Genomic DNA, 19472 nt, shown 5'->3' with positions numbered 1-19472 from the left:
CAGCTTATCATTAATACCCTGTAATATAGCATTGCATAACTGCCTGTAATAAGGTGTTAATGAATATTCATCTATATGCAGGATCTTAAGGAAGTTTTTCATGATATAAATATCGTCAAATCTGTTTGGTAAGTCTTTTATTTAAATAGCATGCCCAATTCCGGCGATCATTTTATTTTATTTCAAACTTATACGATCCGGCATTTATTTTATACCCCCCGATTACATTGATCAGGGCACCGTTTAAATACACCTTTGCATCAGCTTTACCCGGGAAACGTACGGTAGCGGATGAATTGGCCGGTATAGTAATATTATACGTGATAGTGTTACCTGATCTTACCCACGAAGAAACAATTTTACCGTAAGGGCCATCATGACTGGCGTTAAAAAAGTTAAGGCCGGTAACAAAATTAGGCTGTAACAGTACATTTTTGAAACCGGGGTGCTGCTCATCAGGTTTTATACCGCCCAATCCCTTAAAAAACCAGCCGCCAATTTCGCCAAACATCATGTGGTTTAGTGATATATCCCGGGCTGCATTTATATCCCAGTTCTCATACAGTGTAGTGGCGCCGTTCACTATCCACCATCCCCACGAAGGGTAAGTATCCTGTGCAGCCAATTTATAGGCGGTTTCGCCCTGGCCATTATCACTTAGGGCATTTAAAATGGCTTTAGCACCCAATACACCAACGTCCAGGTGCATACCGTCTGCCGCAACCCGTTTAGCAAGATTTTCGGCAAGGCGGGCTCTGTATTGGTCGGGCACTATCCCCCATTGCAGTGCCATGCTTAGTTCGGTTTGTACGCCGCTGCCGTAAAGGCAGGTTTGTTTATTAAAATATTTATTGTTGATGGCCTGCTTAATTTTCGCTGCCAGCGTGCTGTAATAGGTATAGTCCTGCTGATTACCGAAAAGTTTGGCTGCTTTTGCCAGGATATTAGCATCTACGTAAAAATAAATTGATGAGGTATACTCTAAAGATGATGATGACTTAACAGGAACCCAATCGCCACGGCCGAAGGTTGTAAGCCCCGCCGGGCTTATGCTCTCAACATAATTAACATAAGCTTTTATATTGCTGTAGTTATCAGATAATGCCCTGTTATCGCCATAAAACATATAAAGGTTCCATGGGATAATAGCGATTGTACTTGTCCAATCGGTGCCGTTGGCCGTGCCATATCCCCAACCGCCCGTAGGGATGATGTCCGGCAGCACGCCGTTTGGCTGCTGCTCATCCCGGTGATCTGCCAGCCACTTTTCATAAATAGTGATGCCATCAAAATTATACAGGCCGGTTTCTACAGCAAAATGACCGTCACCTGTCCACCCGTTCTTTTCGCGTTGCGGGCAATCTGTAGGGTAACCAAAAAGGTTTGACAGGTAAGAACTATTGGTTGCCGCCCATAATTTATCTATCAACTGATTTGATGAACTAACCCTGCCGGCAGCAGGCACGTCGCTGTGCATAAAATAGGCAGTAACATCTTCCTTGTTTAACGTAAGCGGTTTGCTGCTCGTGATCTCTACATACTGAAAGCCCTTGTAGTTAAACTTGGGCATAAATTCAACCGGCCCTTTTCCATTCAATATTACAATATCGGTTTGAAAAGGATCGTTTTTATCCTTAGGCCTGTAGTAAACATCTATGTTCGACATATCTACATGGCCATTTTTGTAAAGCCTTTCACCATGCTTTATTTTCACTATTGTTCCGCTTTCTCCATTTAACTTCACCTTTGTAACACCGGCAATATTGCGGCCCATATCTAACACATAGGTGGTATCGTCAAATTTGACGATACTTTTGGCCGCTATCTCTTCCACGTTACGGATAGGATGCATGGTTTGGCTTACAATTTGTTTAGATGGCGCTGCGCGAAGCATCACCTCTTTCCAGCTTTTATCATCAAAGTCGGCAGTGTTCCATCCGGGCATATCTAACCGGCTGTCGTAATGCTCGCCGGTATAAATGCTGTTAAAGATGATAGGGCCAGATTGTGTCTTCCAGGAATCATTAGTAGAGACAACCTCGGTTGACCCATCTGTATAAGTTATCCTCAGATCAAGACAAAAAGCAGGCCTTTGTCGCCAGGGCGCACGGTCAAAGTTCCAGACAGCTAATGACTGGTGATTATACCAGCCATTGCCAAGCAATACACCAATGGCATTTTTACCGTCCTGTAAATTGGCTGTAATATCATAAGTTATATATAGGTTACGCCTGTCAAACCGTGTATACATGGGATCTAACCGATGGTTCCCAATTTTTTTACCGTTGATATACATTTCGTATAAACCGGCCACCGCGATGTAAGCCTTTGCTGATCTTATTTTTTTGTTTACTTTAAATGTTTGCCTGAAATAAGGTGCCGGCTTTGCGTCAACACTTTTGCCATCGCTTATCCATGCACCTTTCCAATTGCGCTGGCTCATCATCCCTGTCTCAAAGTTTGCCAGGGCCGATGGCGTTATCTTCTTTCCCTGGCGATCCCAAAGCTGTACGCGCCAATAGTATTTTGTAAATGGCTGCAGGGGTTTGCCCTTGTAAGCTACCAGATTTTCAGAAGAAGCAATTTTTGCGGTACTCCAGCTTATCCCCCGGCCAGAGGCAATAGCTGCCGAATCTGTACCAACAGTTAACTGGTAGGCCGATTGCCGGGCACCATTTTGCCTGTCATCCAGCATCCAGGTAAGCCTGGGGTTAGTTACATCAATGCCCAGTGGGTTGTATAAATGCTCGCAATTAAGATTTATAGCATGTGCACTGGTTTGTGCTGTTATTTTTTGACTAAATAAACTTATTAAAAGGACCAGGCAAGTAAACGAAAATTTCAAACTCATGTAGGTTTAAGAAAAGGGTGTAAATATCGTTATGGAATTAAAGTTAATTCGAAAGTACAAATAAGGTGTGTTTTTAATTTACTTCGCTATCGGCAAAATTCAGTGTCAAAACATTCGCGTTTGGTTTTACGCGGAATATGTCACTATCGTTTGGCTTGGAAAAACTCCCGTTAGGTGTGCTGATCCGATAATCGAGCCCCTTAAATTGACAACTGATAGCCGAACCGGCAATTTTTTTGAACGGCAGATCTGCTTTTCCGGCTACGTTAAGATCCAGGAACCAGTTATTCGATGCTTTACCCGTTACTTTAATGACCACCTTTTTTTCATCCAGGTCAATAGTAAGAGTGCCATTACTTGGTTTAAGCGGCCATGCAATATGCAGTTTCCCCGCAGCTGGATTAGTGACTTTAGGGTCGCCGCCTGTTAATAGTACTTCTTTGCCATTTTCCACTGTTTTGAATCTTAGCCCGGCAATGTCTTTGGGTGTGCTCCAAAGATAGCCGTCAACAAATGGTAATGTATAAAATGAACATACGTTGGTTTCCACTTTTTTGGTCAGATAATCAGATGGCAGCTTCTCATTAAACAAATGGATATCCCTGAAACGAAGCGTGCCTTTTTCCCAAAGCAGGTTTGCCCTGTAAAACCGGCTGTTGAACCAAACCGTTTTCCGGTCGCTGTTTCCAAGGTCTTCATTAACTGTGATGGAGGTGGCCGGCGTTATTTTATAATGTTTACGGAACCATGTACCTGATTCAAGTAAGGTTTCTACCTTCAGTTTCTTTTCATCCCTTAATTTCGCGATAACGGGCATCTGTATCTCAAACCCTTTTGACATGGCATCCCAGGTAAAAGAATTTTCCTGCCCGGCCTGGGTGTAAGCAAACTCCATTGATTCACCGTTTACCAGTTGCTTAAAGAACCAGTTAACCCATTCGGCGCTTCCGCCTGCTTTTGGATAAACGGGTTCAAGTGTTATTACACCTTGCCAGGTTGTGCCGAACCCTGTATCATACTGCCTTACCGGATCGCTGCCCAGCATACGGAATATAGGAACAGGGATCTGATTATTTGCATGCTGTGCCGGCATGTAAGAATTTACTTTGCTGGGGTAGTAAGCCTGGTTCCAGTAACCGCCCCAAAGAGTATAACCATCGGTACCATATTGGTCTTTACAGTTGCTTGATGCTACGATCTTATACTTTTGATAAAGGTAATTTAAGGTGTGCTCATCAATAAACCATGAACCAACTGATTTTGGGTAGTATCCGAATATCTTTTTAAAATCCTGCATGTATACATCTGCCAGCTTTTCGCGTTCCTGGGGTGTATAACCGGTTGAGAAACCAATATTGGCATGCCAATCCCAGGGATACCTTCCCCGCCATTTAAGGCCGGCCTTTTCAACCATAGGCTGCGGGATCTCCCACCACGCGCCAATTTCAAACGAGCCGGCAGGTAAGCTTTTAAGTAACTTCTGATAACGTGCATCCATCAATGCATCGTACTGTAGTAAAAAAGTGCCACGCAACTTGTACTTGTTCATGATCTCTACCTGTTTTACCACGGTTTGATATAATACATCTTCTGTCACCTTTGGGTCTCTTGGCTCCAGCAGGCGAATGAAGTTCACAATATTTACAATTTTGGGTTTAACTTTTGCCTTTACGGGAGTTTTGTCTACCCGGGTAACAAGACTAAATGAGCATAGCACTAATATTGCACCCGCCATTAGTAAAGCAGATGATTTTTTTATGTATATCATCATACGATGTTAATAGATTGAAAAATCTTATTAAAGTTAAAAGATATAAATGCCATTAAATATTCTTTAGGTTGTTCCAATGCTTGTTGGAAAGATGCAAATACCAAATTAAAACATAAACACGGAAGTAACTGTACCTGTCTGTTTACCCTACCGTATTCGGATCAAACGTCCGGCTTCATTCTACTAAAAAGCCACAAATGTATTTCATTTGTGGCTTATCAAATAGCGATCAGACTTTACCGTTATTTTGTAATAATTGCAATTTTACCGCCTTGCTTAAACAGGTCGTGCGACACGAAATACCCATTAACTTTCTTCCCGTTAACTTTTATTGATGTGATCCCTCTGCCCTTTCCGGGTTTGGTTATAGTAAGCAATTTACCGTTGCTGGTTCTCCATTTTACTTCATCAAAAAGCGGGGCGGTTACTATATACTTGGGATCTGTAGCCGAAAACGGATACAAACCCAACGAACTAAATACATACCATGAAGACATTTCGCCGGCATCGTCCATTCCGCTAAGCTCCAGGCCTTCCTTACCTATACCATATAAGTTATTTAAAATATAATCAATTACCTTCTGTGATTTTTCCGGCTTCCCAATAAATGTATAGGCAAAAGGGGCTTCATGATCTGGTTGGTTTCCCTGGCAATACTGTCCTATCATGGTTTCCACATTTCTGGCAATGTAGTTAGGGTTCCATGGCAAAGTGAATAACGAATCTAATTTTGCTTCAAACTTTTTTGGCCCACCATATAAGCTAATTAAACCCGGCATATCATGTGGCGCGAAGAAAGACACCTGCCAGGCATTGGCCTCTCTGTACATATATTCATAATAAGGCTGCTGGGGGTTAAAGTTTTTGATCCAATCGCCGTTCTCTAACCGGCCCCTCATAAACCGGGTCGACGGGTCAAATACATTTTTGTAGTTTTTTGATCTCGCCATTAAAATTCTATAATTGGCCGTATCGCCTAATTTTTTTGCGATCTGAGCAACCGAATAGTCATCGTAAGAGTATTCCAGAGTTTTTGAAACACCCGCTTTGGCCTTCGTTTCTACCTCGGGATGCGCAATATCAGGATCAGATATATAACCTTTTTTAATGTATTCGGTAATAAACGGACGGCTTCCGCCCTCAATATTGGCGTTTCTTAATAGTAATTGGTAAGTACCTTTTATATCGAATTTATCTATCCCTCTGAGGTAAGCGCCTGCAATAGAGGAAGCGCCATGATCACCGTGAAAAAAGGTAGGTATAAACCCGGTTTTATCCCCCACATCCTTCATTGATTTAATAACATCAAGTGTGACCTGTGGACTAATCAGCCCTAAAAGCACGTCCTTATTACGGTAAGTATCCCATAACGATGGCTCTGTATAGTAATTAAAATCAGCTTTCGCTATGTTCTTTTTAGCATCCTTAAATTCTCCGTTTACATCACTGCGTAATGCCGGCCAAAGGAACGACCGGTAAAGGCAGGAATAAAACATTTGCTTTTGCTTCCCTGTGCCCCCCTCTACCTGAATAGATGATAAAATATTCTCCCACTTTTGGGTTGCTTCTGCACGGATAACATCAAAAGTTTTGTTGCCTATCTCCTTTTCCAGATTTTGCTTTGCATTTTCTGCACTCACAAACGAAAGCCCTATTTTAAGTTCTACAGGCGCTGTACCACCATCAGCTAAATGCACAATGGCAAAACCTGTACGCTTTCCCTCGTCTGTTTTATCTAACTTGTTAATTTTAGTGTTCAGCTCGGCATAAAAGTAAATATTCTCACCACCCTGAAAGCCCTTTAAAGCTGAATCACCAACCTGCTCAATGTTCCATGTTGATACCCTGCTGTTGGCCTTACCCAGGTCAAATAGTATTTGCCTGTTTGAACCATTTTTATATTCATATTTATGATATCCGGCTCTTAATGTAGAGGTTAAACTCACCTTTACATTGTAATCATCCAGATAAACCTGGTAAAAGCCGGGTGCCGAGCTTTCCTTTTGATGACTGAACTTTGAACCGAATTTGCTGCCCGGATTAGACATGGGAAGAATCGGGATATTACAAAGGTTCCAATGCCCTTTGTTGGTATGCGTAAAGCCCAAAATTACTGAATCTTCATACTGATAGCCGGCACCAGAACCATATGCTGTCATTGGGCTTAGTTGCACCATAGCATTGGGCAGCGAACTTCCCGGGAACGTAAGGCCGGCCCATGACCGCCAACCTTTTGGTAATTCATAACCAAGTATTTTGGGATCATTAAGCGGCGCGGTACCAATAAAGGTATTTACGTATCGTGTATATTTTACTTGCTGCGCTTTTGTTAAAGCGTGGGATGAAAGCAGGATAACTGCTATTAAATATGATATAATTTTGATCTTGTTTTTCATTTTGATCTCGTATTTCATGATTTTGTGTTAATCTTAGGCATGCTTAATTGATTTAGCTGCGTAAAATATATAATGTCTCACTATTTAGAAACTATTATTAAACAAATTCTTTTTTAACATATGTTCAAGACAATTGAGGGGAACAGTTATTATTAAAAAAAGCGCCCCCGGCTCTCACTACCGGTGGGCGCATATATTAACCAACTTATCCATAAATTGCTACTTCTTCTCCTTTTGCAGGATACTCAGGCGGGCATAAAGCTCCGCTATACAGGCTTCATCTAAAAGCCATTTGGGTTTCTTTAACTCGGCAGGTATAGGTGTCCAGCTGTTGGTTGTCAGGCCATACTGGTCTCGCGAATTTTGCCATGCGTAGTTCAAGTCCTTCTCAATAGCGGCTATATACCGGTAGTCGCCGTCCACTTTATATAAGGCTTCGTAACCACGGAATAACACAGTAACAAACCACGGCAGATCAATTTGCAGCGTTAAGTTTTTATAATGCGGTACATTGCTGAAGTGCTTGTAGCTATCCCTCGCTAATTGCTTTGCCTGATCCAGGTATTGCTTTTCGCCGGTAAACTTGTACAACATCACCGCAGCTTCCAATAACGAGCCTGTATTATAGGTATAAAACGTGCGGTTCTGCTTTCCATCCAGCTTTACATCATTGACAATTACACCTGTAGAATCGCGTAGGGTATTATACATCCATTTATAGAACTTCTTCCCTTGCTCCAGATAATATTTATCCTTGCTGCCCTCGTAAATTTTTAAAGTGGTAAGCGTAGCCATACCGTTTGTACAGGCAGGCTTCTGGTCTTTATGGCCTTCCAGCCAGGTTACACCACCGCCCACATCATCATTCCATCCGCTTAATATAAACTTAAAAACATCCTTAGCGCGCTGTAGATACAGTGGGTTTTTAGTATTGAAATACGATTCCATATAATCGATACCTACCAGCCCATTATCATCATAATACCTGTCGGTTTTCTCAAACTTTACCGGGTAGGCCTGGTAACCTGCAGGCTTACGAACTGTATCGCGGTATTGCTCGATACCCATTACCAAACTATCCTGATAAGGCTTGTATTTAGCTTTTAAAGAAGGAACTTTCATAAGCACATTCGTAGCCGAAAACACACCCGAGAACGGCCACAAAAAGCTTACTTCCTTTTCTTTAACACCGGCCCCCTGAAAATAATTAAGTGTATCTTTTTCGTTCGACGGATAATTCTCAGAGAACAGCCCCACCTGAGCGGGAACACGGTAACGTTTCCAAACATTGGAATACATGCTTTCGGCACGTTTTTGATATTCAGCAGACAGGTTTTGCTGCGCTGATGAAGTTTGAAAACCGCCAGTTAAAACAACCGGGATTATCAATAAAGCACGTAAGTAGTTGTATTTTAAATTCATATTCATTTTTACTATTGTATTATCTATAATCAGACAGCAATCCCTGTGTTCGTTGCATCCATGCCTGGTCAACTCCTTCTTGCCTTGTTTCCACACTACTTCCGTCGAAATTGCAAAAATGGTAATATCCAAGATTAGTGGTATTTCGCAGTTTGGTATTCATATAATCAATGTTTTGTTGGGCATAATCAAGCCAGGCGGTGTTACCGTCCCTCTGGTAAAGCTTGATCATAGCCTGCGATCCCCATACGCACCATGCCGGGTTTATCCTTCCATCGGTAGTATTAAATATGTACACATGGTAAGTGCTGTTCCATAGGGTTGTGTTCATGCTTCCGCCAAGGTTTTGCGCTTTTGTTACATAACTGTTGTCCGCCATAATTTGGCCGTAAAGCAAAAATGCTTCAATCATAATGGCATTATCGTAGGTGAATTTTTCGGTGTGTTTAGTACCGGAACCCGCGCCGTCAATCTTCCAGATATATAACCCGGTTGATGCGTCCTGCATATTACCTACCAGCCAATTTTTAATAGAAATAGCCCAATCCCTATAATAGGTTTGGCCGGTTATTTGGTATAGGCGTAAAAACAATTGTAGCGCCAAACCATTGGTTTGGGTTGGCTTGCTCTCTTTTATAGTGTTCCACCAAAAGCCGCCGCCATAGGTACTATCCCACTGGCCGCTGTTCATGAGCCAATTTGCGCATGCTTTTGCCGAGTTTAAATAATTTGTTTGCGTTGTACCCGTGGTAACGTCATAGGCATCAAGATAAGCTACGCCCGATAAAGCATTATCGTCAGTATATTTATCTCCGGCTGCCCCACTTCCGTTCACATTAGCTGCTGCAAAATACCCACCCGTAGGGCTGGTTCCATCCCACATGTTATTCATCCAGGCGAATGCATTATTCATATAAGGTGCATATGCCGTGTTGCCAATTTTCACCATAGCAGCATCGGCGTAGATCTGGCTAACGTTGTACCACTCATATGCGGTAGTAGTTTGTGTTGTGGTATTTACTTTATAACTGTTATAAGTTGTAAGCAGATTACCGTACACAAAATTGTGTGTCTCCTGGGCTTTTAGATAATAGGCCGAGCTTGTGCTTTGAGCTTTGAGCTCTTTAACCGCTGTGGTTTCATCAATAGTACTTTTTGTAGAAAGCGCCTGGTCTTTTTTACAGGCAGCCAATACAATGCTTAGCATAAGAAATGCCGAAAGCACTCTTGTAACTTGATTTGTTCTCATAAGTAAAGGTTTATATTAGGTTTAATTGAATCCGTTTATAACATCTTTTATTTATGCTCTCTCACATGCCCAGCTAAATGATTTATTGTGCCGATGGCGGCGGTGTTTTTGTGCCCCATGCTGTGTTTGGCTGGCTCCCCATAGTGAATATTAGTTTGCCACCTTTCATCAACTCATCGCGGTATAACCAGCAATTATCAAGTGGCGTTCCGTTAAATGTTGCCGACTGGATGTAAACGTTATCCTTCGAATTATTTTTTGTTTCGATGGTTAACGTTTTGTTATTACCCAAAGTAATTGTTGCTTTATCAAACAACGGGCTGCCCAATTCTATAATAGGCCTCAGATCTGTAAAACCTTTCACATCAAATAAACCCAAAGCGTTCATCACGTACCATGAACCCAACTGGCCTTGATCTTCGTCCTGCCCGTAACCATAACCGTGGATAGGCTCGGTACCATAAAATTCCTGTCCTATCAGCCTCGTCCATTTTTGGGTTAACCATGGTTTGCCCGAGAAGTTGAATAACCAGCTGATATGCAGATTTGGCTGATTACCGTGGTTGTAAATAGAGTTGATACCGGCAAACGCGTCGATGGTTTTGCCACCGCCAAAGCCTAATTTTTCTGATACGGTAAAAATGCTGTCCAATCTTTTATTGAAATTATCTTTACCAATAGCATCGATAAGCCCGGCCGGGTTTTGCGGCACATAAAAAGTATACTGCACGGCATTACCTTCCTGGAAACCTCTCCAGGGCTGGTATGGGTCAAACTTTTCTATAAAGTTACCGTTTGCCCTTTTGGGCTGCATCAGTTTATTCTGCGGATTAAAGATCTGCCTCCACCCGTTCGAGTATTTAATGAGCTTATTGTAATCATCCGTTTTACCCATTGCTTTGGCCATTTGTGCCGCTGCGAACGCACTATAGCTATACTCTAGAGTATGCGAACCCGAAAAATTAGAACCGGTAGAGTCGGTAACGAAATCTCTGCCTGTTTGATCTAAAAACGGCACATAACCATGATCTAAAAACGCTTTGGTATCCATTTTACCCGAGCCTACAGCACGGTTCTTATAATTAAATTCGTTACCTTTTACAGCTTCGTAAGCCAGGTTAACATCATAATTTCGGATACCAACATTGTAAGCACCTGCAACGGCAAGGCCTACAAAGTTCGTTCCCACACCCGATACATATTCGCTGTTGGCAACACCATCGCCAAACCAGCCTTTATCTTTATAAAGCTGTAATTGCGTATTTACAAAACTGCCATACCACTCCGGGTAAGATAGCGACCATAGCTGGGTAATATTCCAGAAACCACCCCAGATGGCATCAGTATTGATAAATTCGGCTTTAAGATTTTTATCTGTTTGCGCAGGTAGCTGCCCGGTTAGGCCGCCATGTTTTGGATAAGCGCCGTTAACATCGCTGGCTATGCCCCTACCCAACAGTGCATGGAACAGGCCGGTATAAAACTTGATTTTGTTTTGCTCATCAGTACCTTCAACCGTAATTTTACCAAGCTGCTGCTCCCAGGTTTGCTGTGCCTTTGCTTTGGCCTGCTCAAATGACAGGCCGGTAGCCTCGGCAGTAAAATTATTCTTCGCGTTAGCGATAGAGGTGTATGACAAGCCCGTTTTAACTTCTATGGTTTCGTTATCAGTAGTTTGATAGTTTAACACAAGGCCGACGCCTTTACCGGCAGCACTTGTGCTGTTTTCCTTCACATCATCGCCCACAAAAGAAGAAATGCTTGCGGGTTTCTTGCTTATCTCGCCGTAAAAGAACATATCCACCTTACCTTGCGGGTCATATATTTTTACGTACTTTGGATAAGTGCTTACAAAGCCTTCAAAGTGAGTATCATCAATCATTTTTATGCCGGCATCGGTAACTTCGCCGCTTTCGCCCTGCTTATTGCCAATATCCAGTATAATGTGCGACAGCTCGTTTTTAGGAAAAGTATAGCGCTGAAAGCCCACCCTTTTGGTAGCGGTAAGCTCGGCGGTGATCTTATAATCATCCAGCAAAACCTTGTAATAACCGGGTTCGGCAACCTGGTTCTTGCGCTCGAATTTTGAACGGTAACCCGTGTTAGGGCCTTCCAGATCGCCGGGCCTTACTTTTAGCGTGCCGGTAGTTGGCATATAGCTTACACCACCTACCTGCCATTCATGAAAATGCACAAAACCTTCTATCGAGTTTTGGCGGGTATCATAACCCACCGCTTCCCAGCCCGATGGGTTGCCATAATGCCCGTTGGTAGACGGAGCCAGCTTAGCCATACCATACGGCACCGCGGCAGGTGTATAAAAAAACCAGCGACTGTGCGCCGTACCAATATTAGGGTCGACGTATTTTGAAACACTTTCGCGCTTTACACTGCACGATGCCAGTAACATCGCGACTAAAGCAATACCGGAACTGAACTTTATTTTCATGTAGATATATTTAAATAGCGGCATTACCCGCGATGGATCTTCTTATTTATATTTAGACATCATGGCCTGTATCCTCTGCATCCAGGCCTGGTCAACACCCTCTATCTCAGGCGAGCGGTTATCACCCGCAAAACCCGAGAAAAAATAGTAAGCATGTGTATCTTTATTACGGGCTGCCTTGTTTAACGCATCAATATTATTTTGCGCAAACGTAAGCCATTTAGCATTTTTATCCTGCTCATATAACCTTATCATACCCTGCGTTCCCCAACCACACCAGGCAGGGTTTACACGTGTTTGGCTTGGGTCGGTATTAAATATATAACCCTTGTAGGCAGAGTTCCATAAAACCGTGTTCATAGCATTACCTATCGCCTGTGCCTTTGCAAGATAGCTGGCATCGTTCATGGCCTTGCCGTATAGTATATCGGCCTCAATCATTATCGCATTATCATAGGTGAACTTCTCGGTGTGTTTGGTACCTGCACCTGTGCCATCTATCATCCATATATACAGGCCTGTTGAAGAATCGAGCATATTGTTGCGCAACCAGTTATTCACCTTTGTTGCCCAATCGCGGTACTCGGTATTGCCGGTTATGGTGTATAGGCGCGCGAATAGCTGCATGGCAACACCGTTTGATTGTGATGGCTTGTTAGGTTTTGATGTGTTCCACCAAAAACCGCCGCCATAGGTAGTATCCCAAAGCCCGCTGTTTATCAGCCAGTCGGCACATGCTTTGGCTTTATCTAAATAGGCTTGTTTATCGCCGCCTGATGTTATATCATAAGCTTCCAGGTAAACCATGCCGGTAAGGCCGTTATCATCAACAAATTTATCGCCACCCGCACCGGTACCATTCAGGTTAACCGATGCAAAGTAACCGCCACGCAGGTCTGCCTTATCCCAAAAGCCTTCCATAAACTGAAAAGTTTTGTTCATGTATGGCAGGACAGTTGCATCACCGGCAGCTACTAAAGCAGCATCGGCATAGATCTGGCTTACATTATACCATTCAAAACAGCTATTGGCGTTTGTAGTGGTGTTTGCACGATAACTAAAACTGGAGGTTAGAAAATTATTGGTAACAAAACTGCGTGTTTGCTTTGCTAGGTCAAGGTATGATGTAGTTGCTGGCGGATCAGGAGGGGGCGTTCCACCACCTCCACCCGGAGGTTTCGGCGTTACATTACTCTTACCGCACGACGACGCCATTATAATTACAACGGCCAGCCCAAGTAGTACTTTCTTCATGATAATAGAATTTATAAAGCACCTGCAGCTTTAGGCTGCAGGTGCGTAAATTATGAGCAGCGGTTTAGTTTACCGTTACTTTATGCGTGTAAGCATCAGGTTTAAACATTACATCAACCTTAACATTTGCCCTGTCGGCAGATGGATCAAACTTATAGGTATTGTTCCATTGATCGTTTGTTACAGGCCATACGTAAAAATAAGAAGCCGGTTTGCCTGCTGGCGGGTCGTTGTTAGCATTACTGCTTCCAATGTACTCCAAGCCTGCCGCAGTGTGGACTATGAACTTATAACGCTCATCGCGCCCCCACGAGAATTGATAAAATTCAACATCAACCCTTGGCGCTTCCCATGTGCTGTTACCAATGTAGTTAAGTGTACCTATCTCGGTACCATAAGCCGACATATATAAACCAATTGATTGTATCTCCATTGATTTTGAAGTAGCCGAGGTAAAATCAAAGTTTAGGCGGTATGTTTTTTTAGCGCCGCTAACTGTAATGGGGGTACTGCCGGCTTTAATAATGCCATTCTCAATATAATACTGTTTGCCACCATCGGTGTTTTTATCGGTAAGGATATAATCACCGGCAGTTAACGAGGTATAGATCTCAAAAACGCCATCTTCGGTTTGCTTTAATTTAACCGCTTTGCTTAGGTCAGTGCCTCCTTCAGTTGCCGAACCCGTAAGGTAAAGTTCTGTAGGGTTTTCAGCAAATCCAGCAGGCCTATCTAACTGTATGGTCCTTGAAACCGAAGCAATTTTTACATTCGTACCTTTTGACGCGATAACCGTCCACTTTAACTTACCCGTGCTTGAAGCTGCTATACCTGCTGTATTAGCTATTTTATTCAGAGCCTTATGGGTAAGCGCAATTTGTGTATCTACCCCACCTTTATCAGATACTACTTTATACACCGGCTTACTAAAATCACCGCCTTCTTTATCAAAGGCAACTTCATATAGTACCAGGCCGCCATCCGTGTCTGTTGCAGCGTCCCATTTAAATAATACGCTTGCATCACTTGTAGGGTCGAGCACCACATTGGTATTATCATCCGGCGAAGCCAAATTGCCTACAGCAGTTAAGTTAAGGTTTAATGGCCTTCCTTCTTTTTTGCAGGATGTGATTGAAATTATGGCCAGCAGCATTATGCTTCCCAGCCTGATCAGATTTTTCATATCTCTCTAATTTTTTAGTTTTAATTGGTGTATCCCGGGTTTTGACCAAGGTTACCATTCTTGTTAATTTCGTTTGCTGGTATTGCCCACAGGTAATCACGCTGAGCATTAAATTTCCTTGACTGTGCCCTTATGTAGCCGTTATCGGTACTTTGGTCTGATGAGAATTTGGCGCCATGCGCGTAGCCATTCATTACTGTTTCGGCTATTTTCCATCTACGGATATCGTCAGTTCTTAAGCCTTCCATTGCAAGCTCAACTCTTCTTTCGCGCCTGATGATGTTAGTCATATCAGCAGCACCCGGATAGGTCAATGCACCAGCATCGGTAAAACCTGCCCTTGCACGCAACGCGCCTATGGTTTTATTCCAAACAGTTGCATCCATTTGGCCAAGGCTTTGTTTTGCTTCAGCGTAATCCAGTAAGATCTCGGCATATCTGATCAAATGCAGGTTATTGCCCGATACGAAATTCGCAAGCGCGCTTGGGTCAAAATATTTTCTCCAGTAATAACCGGTTGGCGATGCAGCTTGCGAACCCGCGCTGTACTCGTCCAGACCAGGCTGAACAGGATCTGTACCCGGTTTTATGTAGATAGTTTTGGTAGAATTATTTGCGTTTACCCACGTATACCTATCGTAAACAACAGTAGCGGTCAAACGCGGGTCGCGGTTTACATACGGGTTACTTTCCACATACCCCGAACCCGATTCGGTTATACCTTTGCCATTCAGCATAATATAATCGTTAACCAGTTCCTGGGTAGGCGCCATACTGCTTACACGGCCCCCAACAGTTCTGGGCGCAAAATCCCAAAAGTCATTCCATGTACGTATAGTTGGCACATACTGCAAAGAAAGGATACTTTCGTTACTTGTGTTGTTCACTATTGGGTCGCTAAACAATGCGCTGTAGTTACCGGCTAACGAATATGTGCCGTTAGTGCCCTGGTCATTCATTAACTTTTCGCAGATAGCTACTACATCTGCCATGCGGTCGCCCTGGTATAATAATACCCTGGCTTCTAAAGCTAATGCAGCACCTTTTGTGATACGGCCATTTTCTGCTTCAGGCAACGCATCTTTTGAAGGAAGGTCTGGGATAGCGGCTTCTAACTCATCAAGTACAAATTTAACTACCGTGGCTTTTGGGGAGCGCGGTACTACCTGTGCTTCTTCTGGTGTACCATCATGGTCCATAATAGGTACATCACCATACCATTTTGTTAAGTTAAAATGCTCGAATGCACGTATAAAACGAGTCTCGGCCTTTAGCCTGGCAATGGTGGCAGCAGGAAGGGTGGTATTTTGATCAACGTTTTTCAGAAATATATTACATGATTTTATGGTTGAGTAATAAAACCCCCAATCTCCCTCAAACTTTGCTGTAAGCGAAGTGGCATTACCACTTGCTATTATGTTAAGGTCGCCACTTGGCGAATAGGCATTGTCAGATATTGCCTCTGCATTAAAAACTAACGCGCTGTTATAAATTAAACCGTAGTTGTTATATAAGGCGTTGTACACATTCGCGTCCACCTTCCAAAAGGTAAGGTCGGAGAATCTGTCTGTGGGTGCAATATCAAGTTTTTTACATCCTGATACTGCTACTATCGCAACAGACACGATCAAAAGCTTTTTTAAAAATTTCATTTTTATATGTTTTAAATATGAATCTGTTTAGAAAGTTATATCAATTCCGGCACCGTAAAAGACTGCCATTGGATATTGCCTGGCGCTGTTTGAAGCCGAATACGGACTAAGGTTATTACCAAACTCAGATGTTTCCGGATCAATAAAGTTCAGTTTGCTAAGCGTAAGCAGGTTTTGCCCTATCAGGGATAACCTTAATCTTTCCATGCCTATTTTCTTTGAGATACGGGTTGGGAATGTATAACCGATATTAACATTCTTTAACCTTGCATAAGCAGCATTATACTTATACAGATCTGACCCGGTACGCCAGTTGTAGGTATTTGATGGAGAACCAATATTGGCCAGTATCGGGTATCTTGCATCCGGGTTGCTTGGCGACCAGATATCTGTTTGGTGTTCGTATACGGTAGCGCCATAACCATAGTGGAACGGCTCAACCAACTCACCCCTTAGGAATGCGTCGCGTTTGCCAACACCCTGGATGAATAATGACATATCGAAACCTTTATAGGCTACCCTATAAGTAAAACCGAAAGTATAGCGTGGAAAAGGGTTACCCAATATGGCTTTATCTTTATCATCTATAATACCATCGTTATTCAGGTCTTTAAATTTAAGATCGCCTGGCTGAACACTCGCGCCCGCCATTTTTGGAGAATTATCTATATCTGCCTGGTTCTGGAAAAATCCATTTGTTTCATAACCATAATATTGGGTTACGGGTTGGCCAACTCTTCTTATTAACTGGAACACATCCTGGTTGTAGATCTGCTCTTTTGTATTGCCGGTTAACTGTAATAAAGTATTTTGGTTGTCTGCTACGTTCACACTAAAGCTTTGAGTAACATTTTGCCCTCTTAAGTTATAGGTTAACGAAGCTTCCCAGCCTTTTGCCCTAACTTTGGCCACATTATAATCTGGAGATGCCGCGCCAAATATTAACGGAATATCCTGTCTTGGCTGTAAAATATTACTGGTTGTTTTATTAAAGTACTCAAATGTTGCGGTTAACTTATCGTTAAATAAGCCTACATCTAAACCAATGTTAAAACTCGCAGCCCTTTCCCAGGTCAGGTCTTGGTTTGATAACATAGTACCTGCACCACCAACCGGGGATTTATCAAACCCATATGCGCTGGCATAATTAAAGTAAGTAGTTTGATACTGATAGTTGTTTACGTTTTGGTTCCCAACAATACCGTATGATGCCCTTAGCTTAAGCGCATTCACGGTATTTTTAATATTCTGCATGAATGATTCTTCAGACACGATCCACCCCGCGCTTACCGATGGGAAGAAACTTGCCCGGTTACCCCTTGCAAATTTTGATGAAGCATCGTTACGAAACACGCCTTCTAAAAGATATTTGTCTTTGTAAGAGTAATTTACCCTGCCAAAAACAGAAAGCAAACTGTTTGAATTAACACCAATGCTATTATTAGAGTTAACAGCATCTACTAAAGTACCTGTTGTGGGCGTACCCAGTAAAGGATCGGTTAATGTTTTTTGTAATGTAAAGCCCCGTTGGCTATAGTTTTCACTTGATACACCTAATTGTACCTTAAAGGTATGATCAGTTATTTTTTTACCATACTCGGCATATACCTGTGTATTTAACAATAACGATTTGCTGTTACCATCTAATACAGCCCTGTCATCACCATACACACCTGCAGGTAAATAGTTAACTTGTACTCTTCTGTAAAAGCTGCCGTTGTTTTGAACGGTACCACCAAACTGGCCGGTTAATTTTAGGTCTTTGGTGATGCTTAACTGACCGTTAAACGCACCGAAGATCTCATCATTATCAGCCTGGTTGAAACCACCTTTTTCAAGTACACCATACTCGTTGTATTGCGAAGCTACCGGGTTAGTTAAATAATTACCATCTGCATCCTGCCAGTTATAGTTATGCGGCACACGGTTGGCATCTGCAAATATGTTGTTGTCGCCAACGCTGTTGGTTTTGTTACGTGTTTTAGTATAATTAAGGATAATGTTAGCTCTGAATTTACCTACTACAGATGTTTGGTTTAAACGAAGGTTATATTTCTGATACCCAAAATCGGCACCCGAACCACCATTACCAATTAAGTTACTACCCTGGTTTTGGTAACCGGCAGATATATAGTAGGAGCTATTTTCGCTACCACCGCTCATGCTTACGTTGTGCGACTGCAGGGGCGCTTGTTTTAACAAGTGGTCTACATCCCAGGTGCCATTACCCTGGTCTTTTATAGCCTGGATCTGGTCTGGTGTGTAGGCCGGTGGCAAACCAGAGTTTACCAGCGACTGATTTTTATAGTAAGCGTTATCCCATGCATTTACTTTGTGTACAAGTACCTTTGCATCTTGCAAACCGTAGCTGCCATTATAGGTAATAGAAGGTTTTGAGTTTAATTTACCGCTTTTGGTGGTTACTAAAATTACACCGTTTGCAGCGCGTGAACCGTATATGGCTGCCGCACCCGCATCTTTTAATACAGATACGCTGGCTATATCATTTGGGTTTAGGGTATTTAAATTACCGCCAACAATCCCGTCAATAACTACCAAAGGTGTGTTATCGCCCAAGGTACCTACTCCCCTTATATTCACGGTAACATCGCTGCCCGGGTCTAAGGTACTTTGTTGTATAATTAAATTGGGCGATTCGCCCTGTAATGCCTGGAAGGTGTTCAATACTGGCTTGTTCTCTATATTTTTAGCACTGATAGTACTTACTGCACCGGTAAGATTAATTTTCTTTTGAGTACCGTAACCCACTACAACCACTTCGTTAAGGCTGGTGTTGTCAGCTTTCAGACTAACATTTATTTCGCTTTTACCGGCTATGGCAACTTCCTGCTTTACAAACCCGATGAATGAAAACGTAAGGCTTTTGCCTGCATATGCATCAGGTACATTAAGTTTATAGCGGCCGTTAACATCTGTTACTGTACCAATAGTTGTACCGGCAATACTAACGTTTACACCAGGTAAAGGTTGATTGGTATCATCTAACACCCTACCGGTTACGGTTATATCGAAAGCATTTTTTGTGTATGGGTATTTTATAGCCGCCGCATTTGCATTGGCAATACCACAAGGCAGTACTGCAATACCCAGCAGCCCGGCTACCAGCGACTTATTATAAAGCCACTTAAGTTTTTTTAATTTGTGTAATAATTTCAGTCTCATAACATTGGGTTTATTAGTTATATTTTATTTTAGGTTTATTATTATTAATTAGATACAGGCAG

At 42.5% G+C, this 19472-nt stretch carries 10 protein-coding genes; all 10 read right to left on the bottom strand.

What is annotated here, in order from left to right; translation table 11 throughout:
- Positions 1-172: 172 nt before the first annotated feature.
- The 10 genes from JWQ85_RS00235 to JWQ85_RS00190 all read right to left on the bottom strand — a co-directional run bounded on the left by JWQ85_RS00235 (position 173) and on the right by JWQ85_RS00190 (position 19410).
- Entirely contained in the window at positions 173-2851 is a 2679-nt protein-coding gene (locus tag JWQ85_RS00235) for a glycoside hydrolase family 78 protein (protein ID WP_299462143.1), read from the bottom strand.
- 73 nt (positions 2852-2924) lie between these two features.
- Positions 2925-4622 carry a hypothetical protein gene (locus JWQ85_RS00230; protein ID WP_299462141.1) on the bottom strand — a complete coding sequence of 566 codons (1698 nt, stop codon included), beginning with the start codon at positions 4620-4622 and terminating at the stop codon, positions 2925-2927.
- Between the two features lie 242 nt (positions 4623-4864).
- The gene (locus tag JWQ85_RS00225; RefSeq protein ID WP_299462138.1) at positions 4865-7036 is read right to left on the bottom strand and encodes a GH92 family glycosyl hydrolase; all 2172 of its coding nucleotides are present in this window, start codon (positions 7034-7036) and stop codon (positions 4865-4867) included.
- A 201-nt stretch (positions 7037-7237) separates the two neighbouring features.
- Positions 7238-8440: a glycoside hydrolase family 76 protein gene (locus JWQ85_RS00220; protein ID WP_299462135.1), complete on the bottom strand. Its 1203-nt coding sequence runs from the start codon at positions 8438-8440 to the stop codon at positions 7238-7240.
- Positions 8441-8459: 19 nt separating this feature from the next.
- Positions 8460-9689 carry a glycoside hydrolase family 76 protein gene (locus JWQ85_RS00215; protein WP_299462132.1) on the bottom strand — a complete coding sequence of 410 codons (1230 nt, stop codon included), beginning with the start codon at positions 9687-9689 and terminating at the stop codon, positions 8460-8462.
- An 82-nt stretch (positions 9690-9771) separates the two neighbouring features.
- The gene (locus JWQ85_RS00210) at positions 9772-12138 is read right to left on the bottom strand and encodes a GH92 family glycosyl hydrolase (RefSeq protein ID WP_299462131.1); all 2367 of its coding nucleotides are present in this window, start codon (positions 12136-12138) and stop codon (positions 9772-9774) included.
- Positions 12139-12180: 42 nt separating this feature from the next.
- On the bottom strand, positions 12181-13392 hold the full coding sequence (locus tag JWQ85_RS00205) for a glycoside hydrolase family 76 protein (protein ID WP_299462128.1): 1212 nt from the start codon (positions 13390-13392) through the stop codon (positions 12181-12183).
- Between the two features lie 64 nt (positions 13393-13456).
- Positions 13457-14575, bottom strand: a complete 1119-nt coding sequence (locus JWQ85_RS00200) for a SusE domain-containing protein (RefSeq protein WP_299462125.1) — start codon at positions 14573-14575, stop codon at positions 13457-13459.
- A 20-nt stretch (positions 14576-14595) separates the two neighbouring features.
- A complete protein-coding gene (locus JWQ85_RS00195) occupies positions 14596-16227 on the bottom strand; it encodes a RagB/SusD family nutrient uptake outer membrane protein (RefSeq protein ID WP_299462122.1) in 1632 nt (543 codons plus the stop codon).
- Between the two features lie 27 nt (positions 16228-16254).
- A complete protein-coding gene (locus JWQ85_RS00190; RefSeq protein ID WP_299462119.1) occupies positions 16255-19410 on the bottom strand; it encodes a TonB-dependent receptor in 3156 nt (1051 codons plus the stop codon).
- Between the last annotated feature and the right edge of the window lie 62 nt (positions 19411-19472).

The sequence above is a fragment of the Mucilaginibacter sp. genome, from assembly GCF_028288105.1.
Lineage (GTDB): Bacteria > Bacteroidota > Bacteroidia > Sphingobacteriales > Sphingobacteriaceae > Mucilaginibacter.
This window is presented reverse-complemented; position numbering and strand designations above follow the sequence as displayed.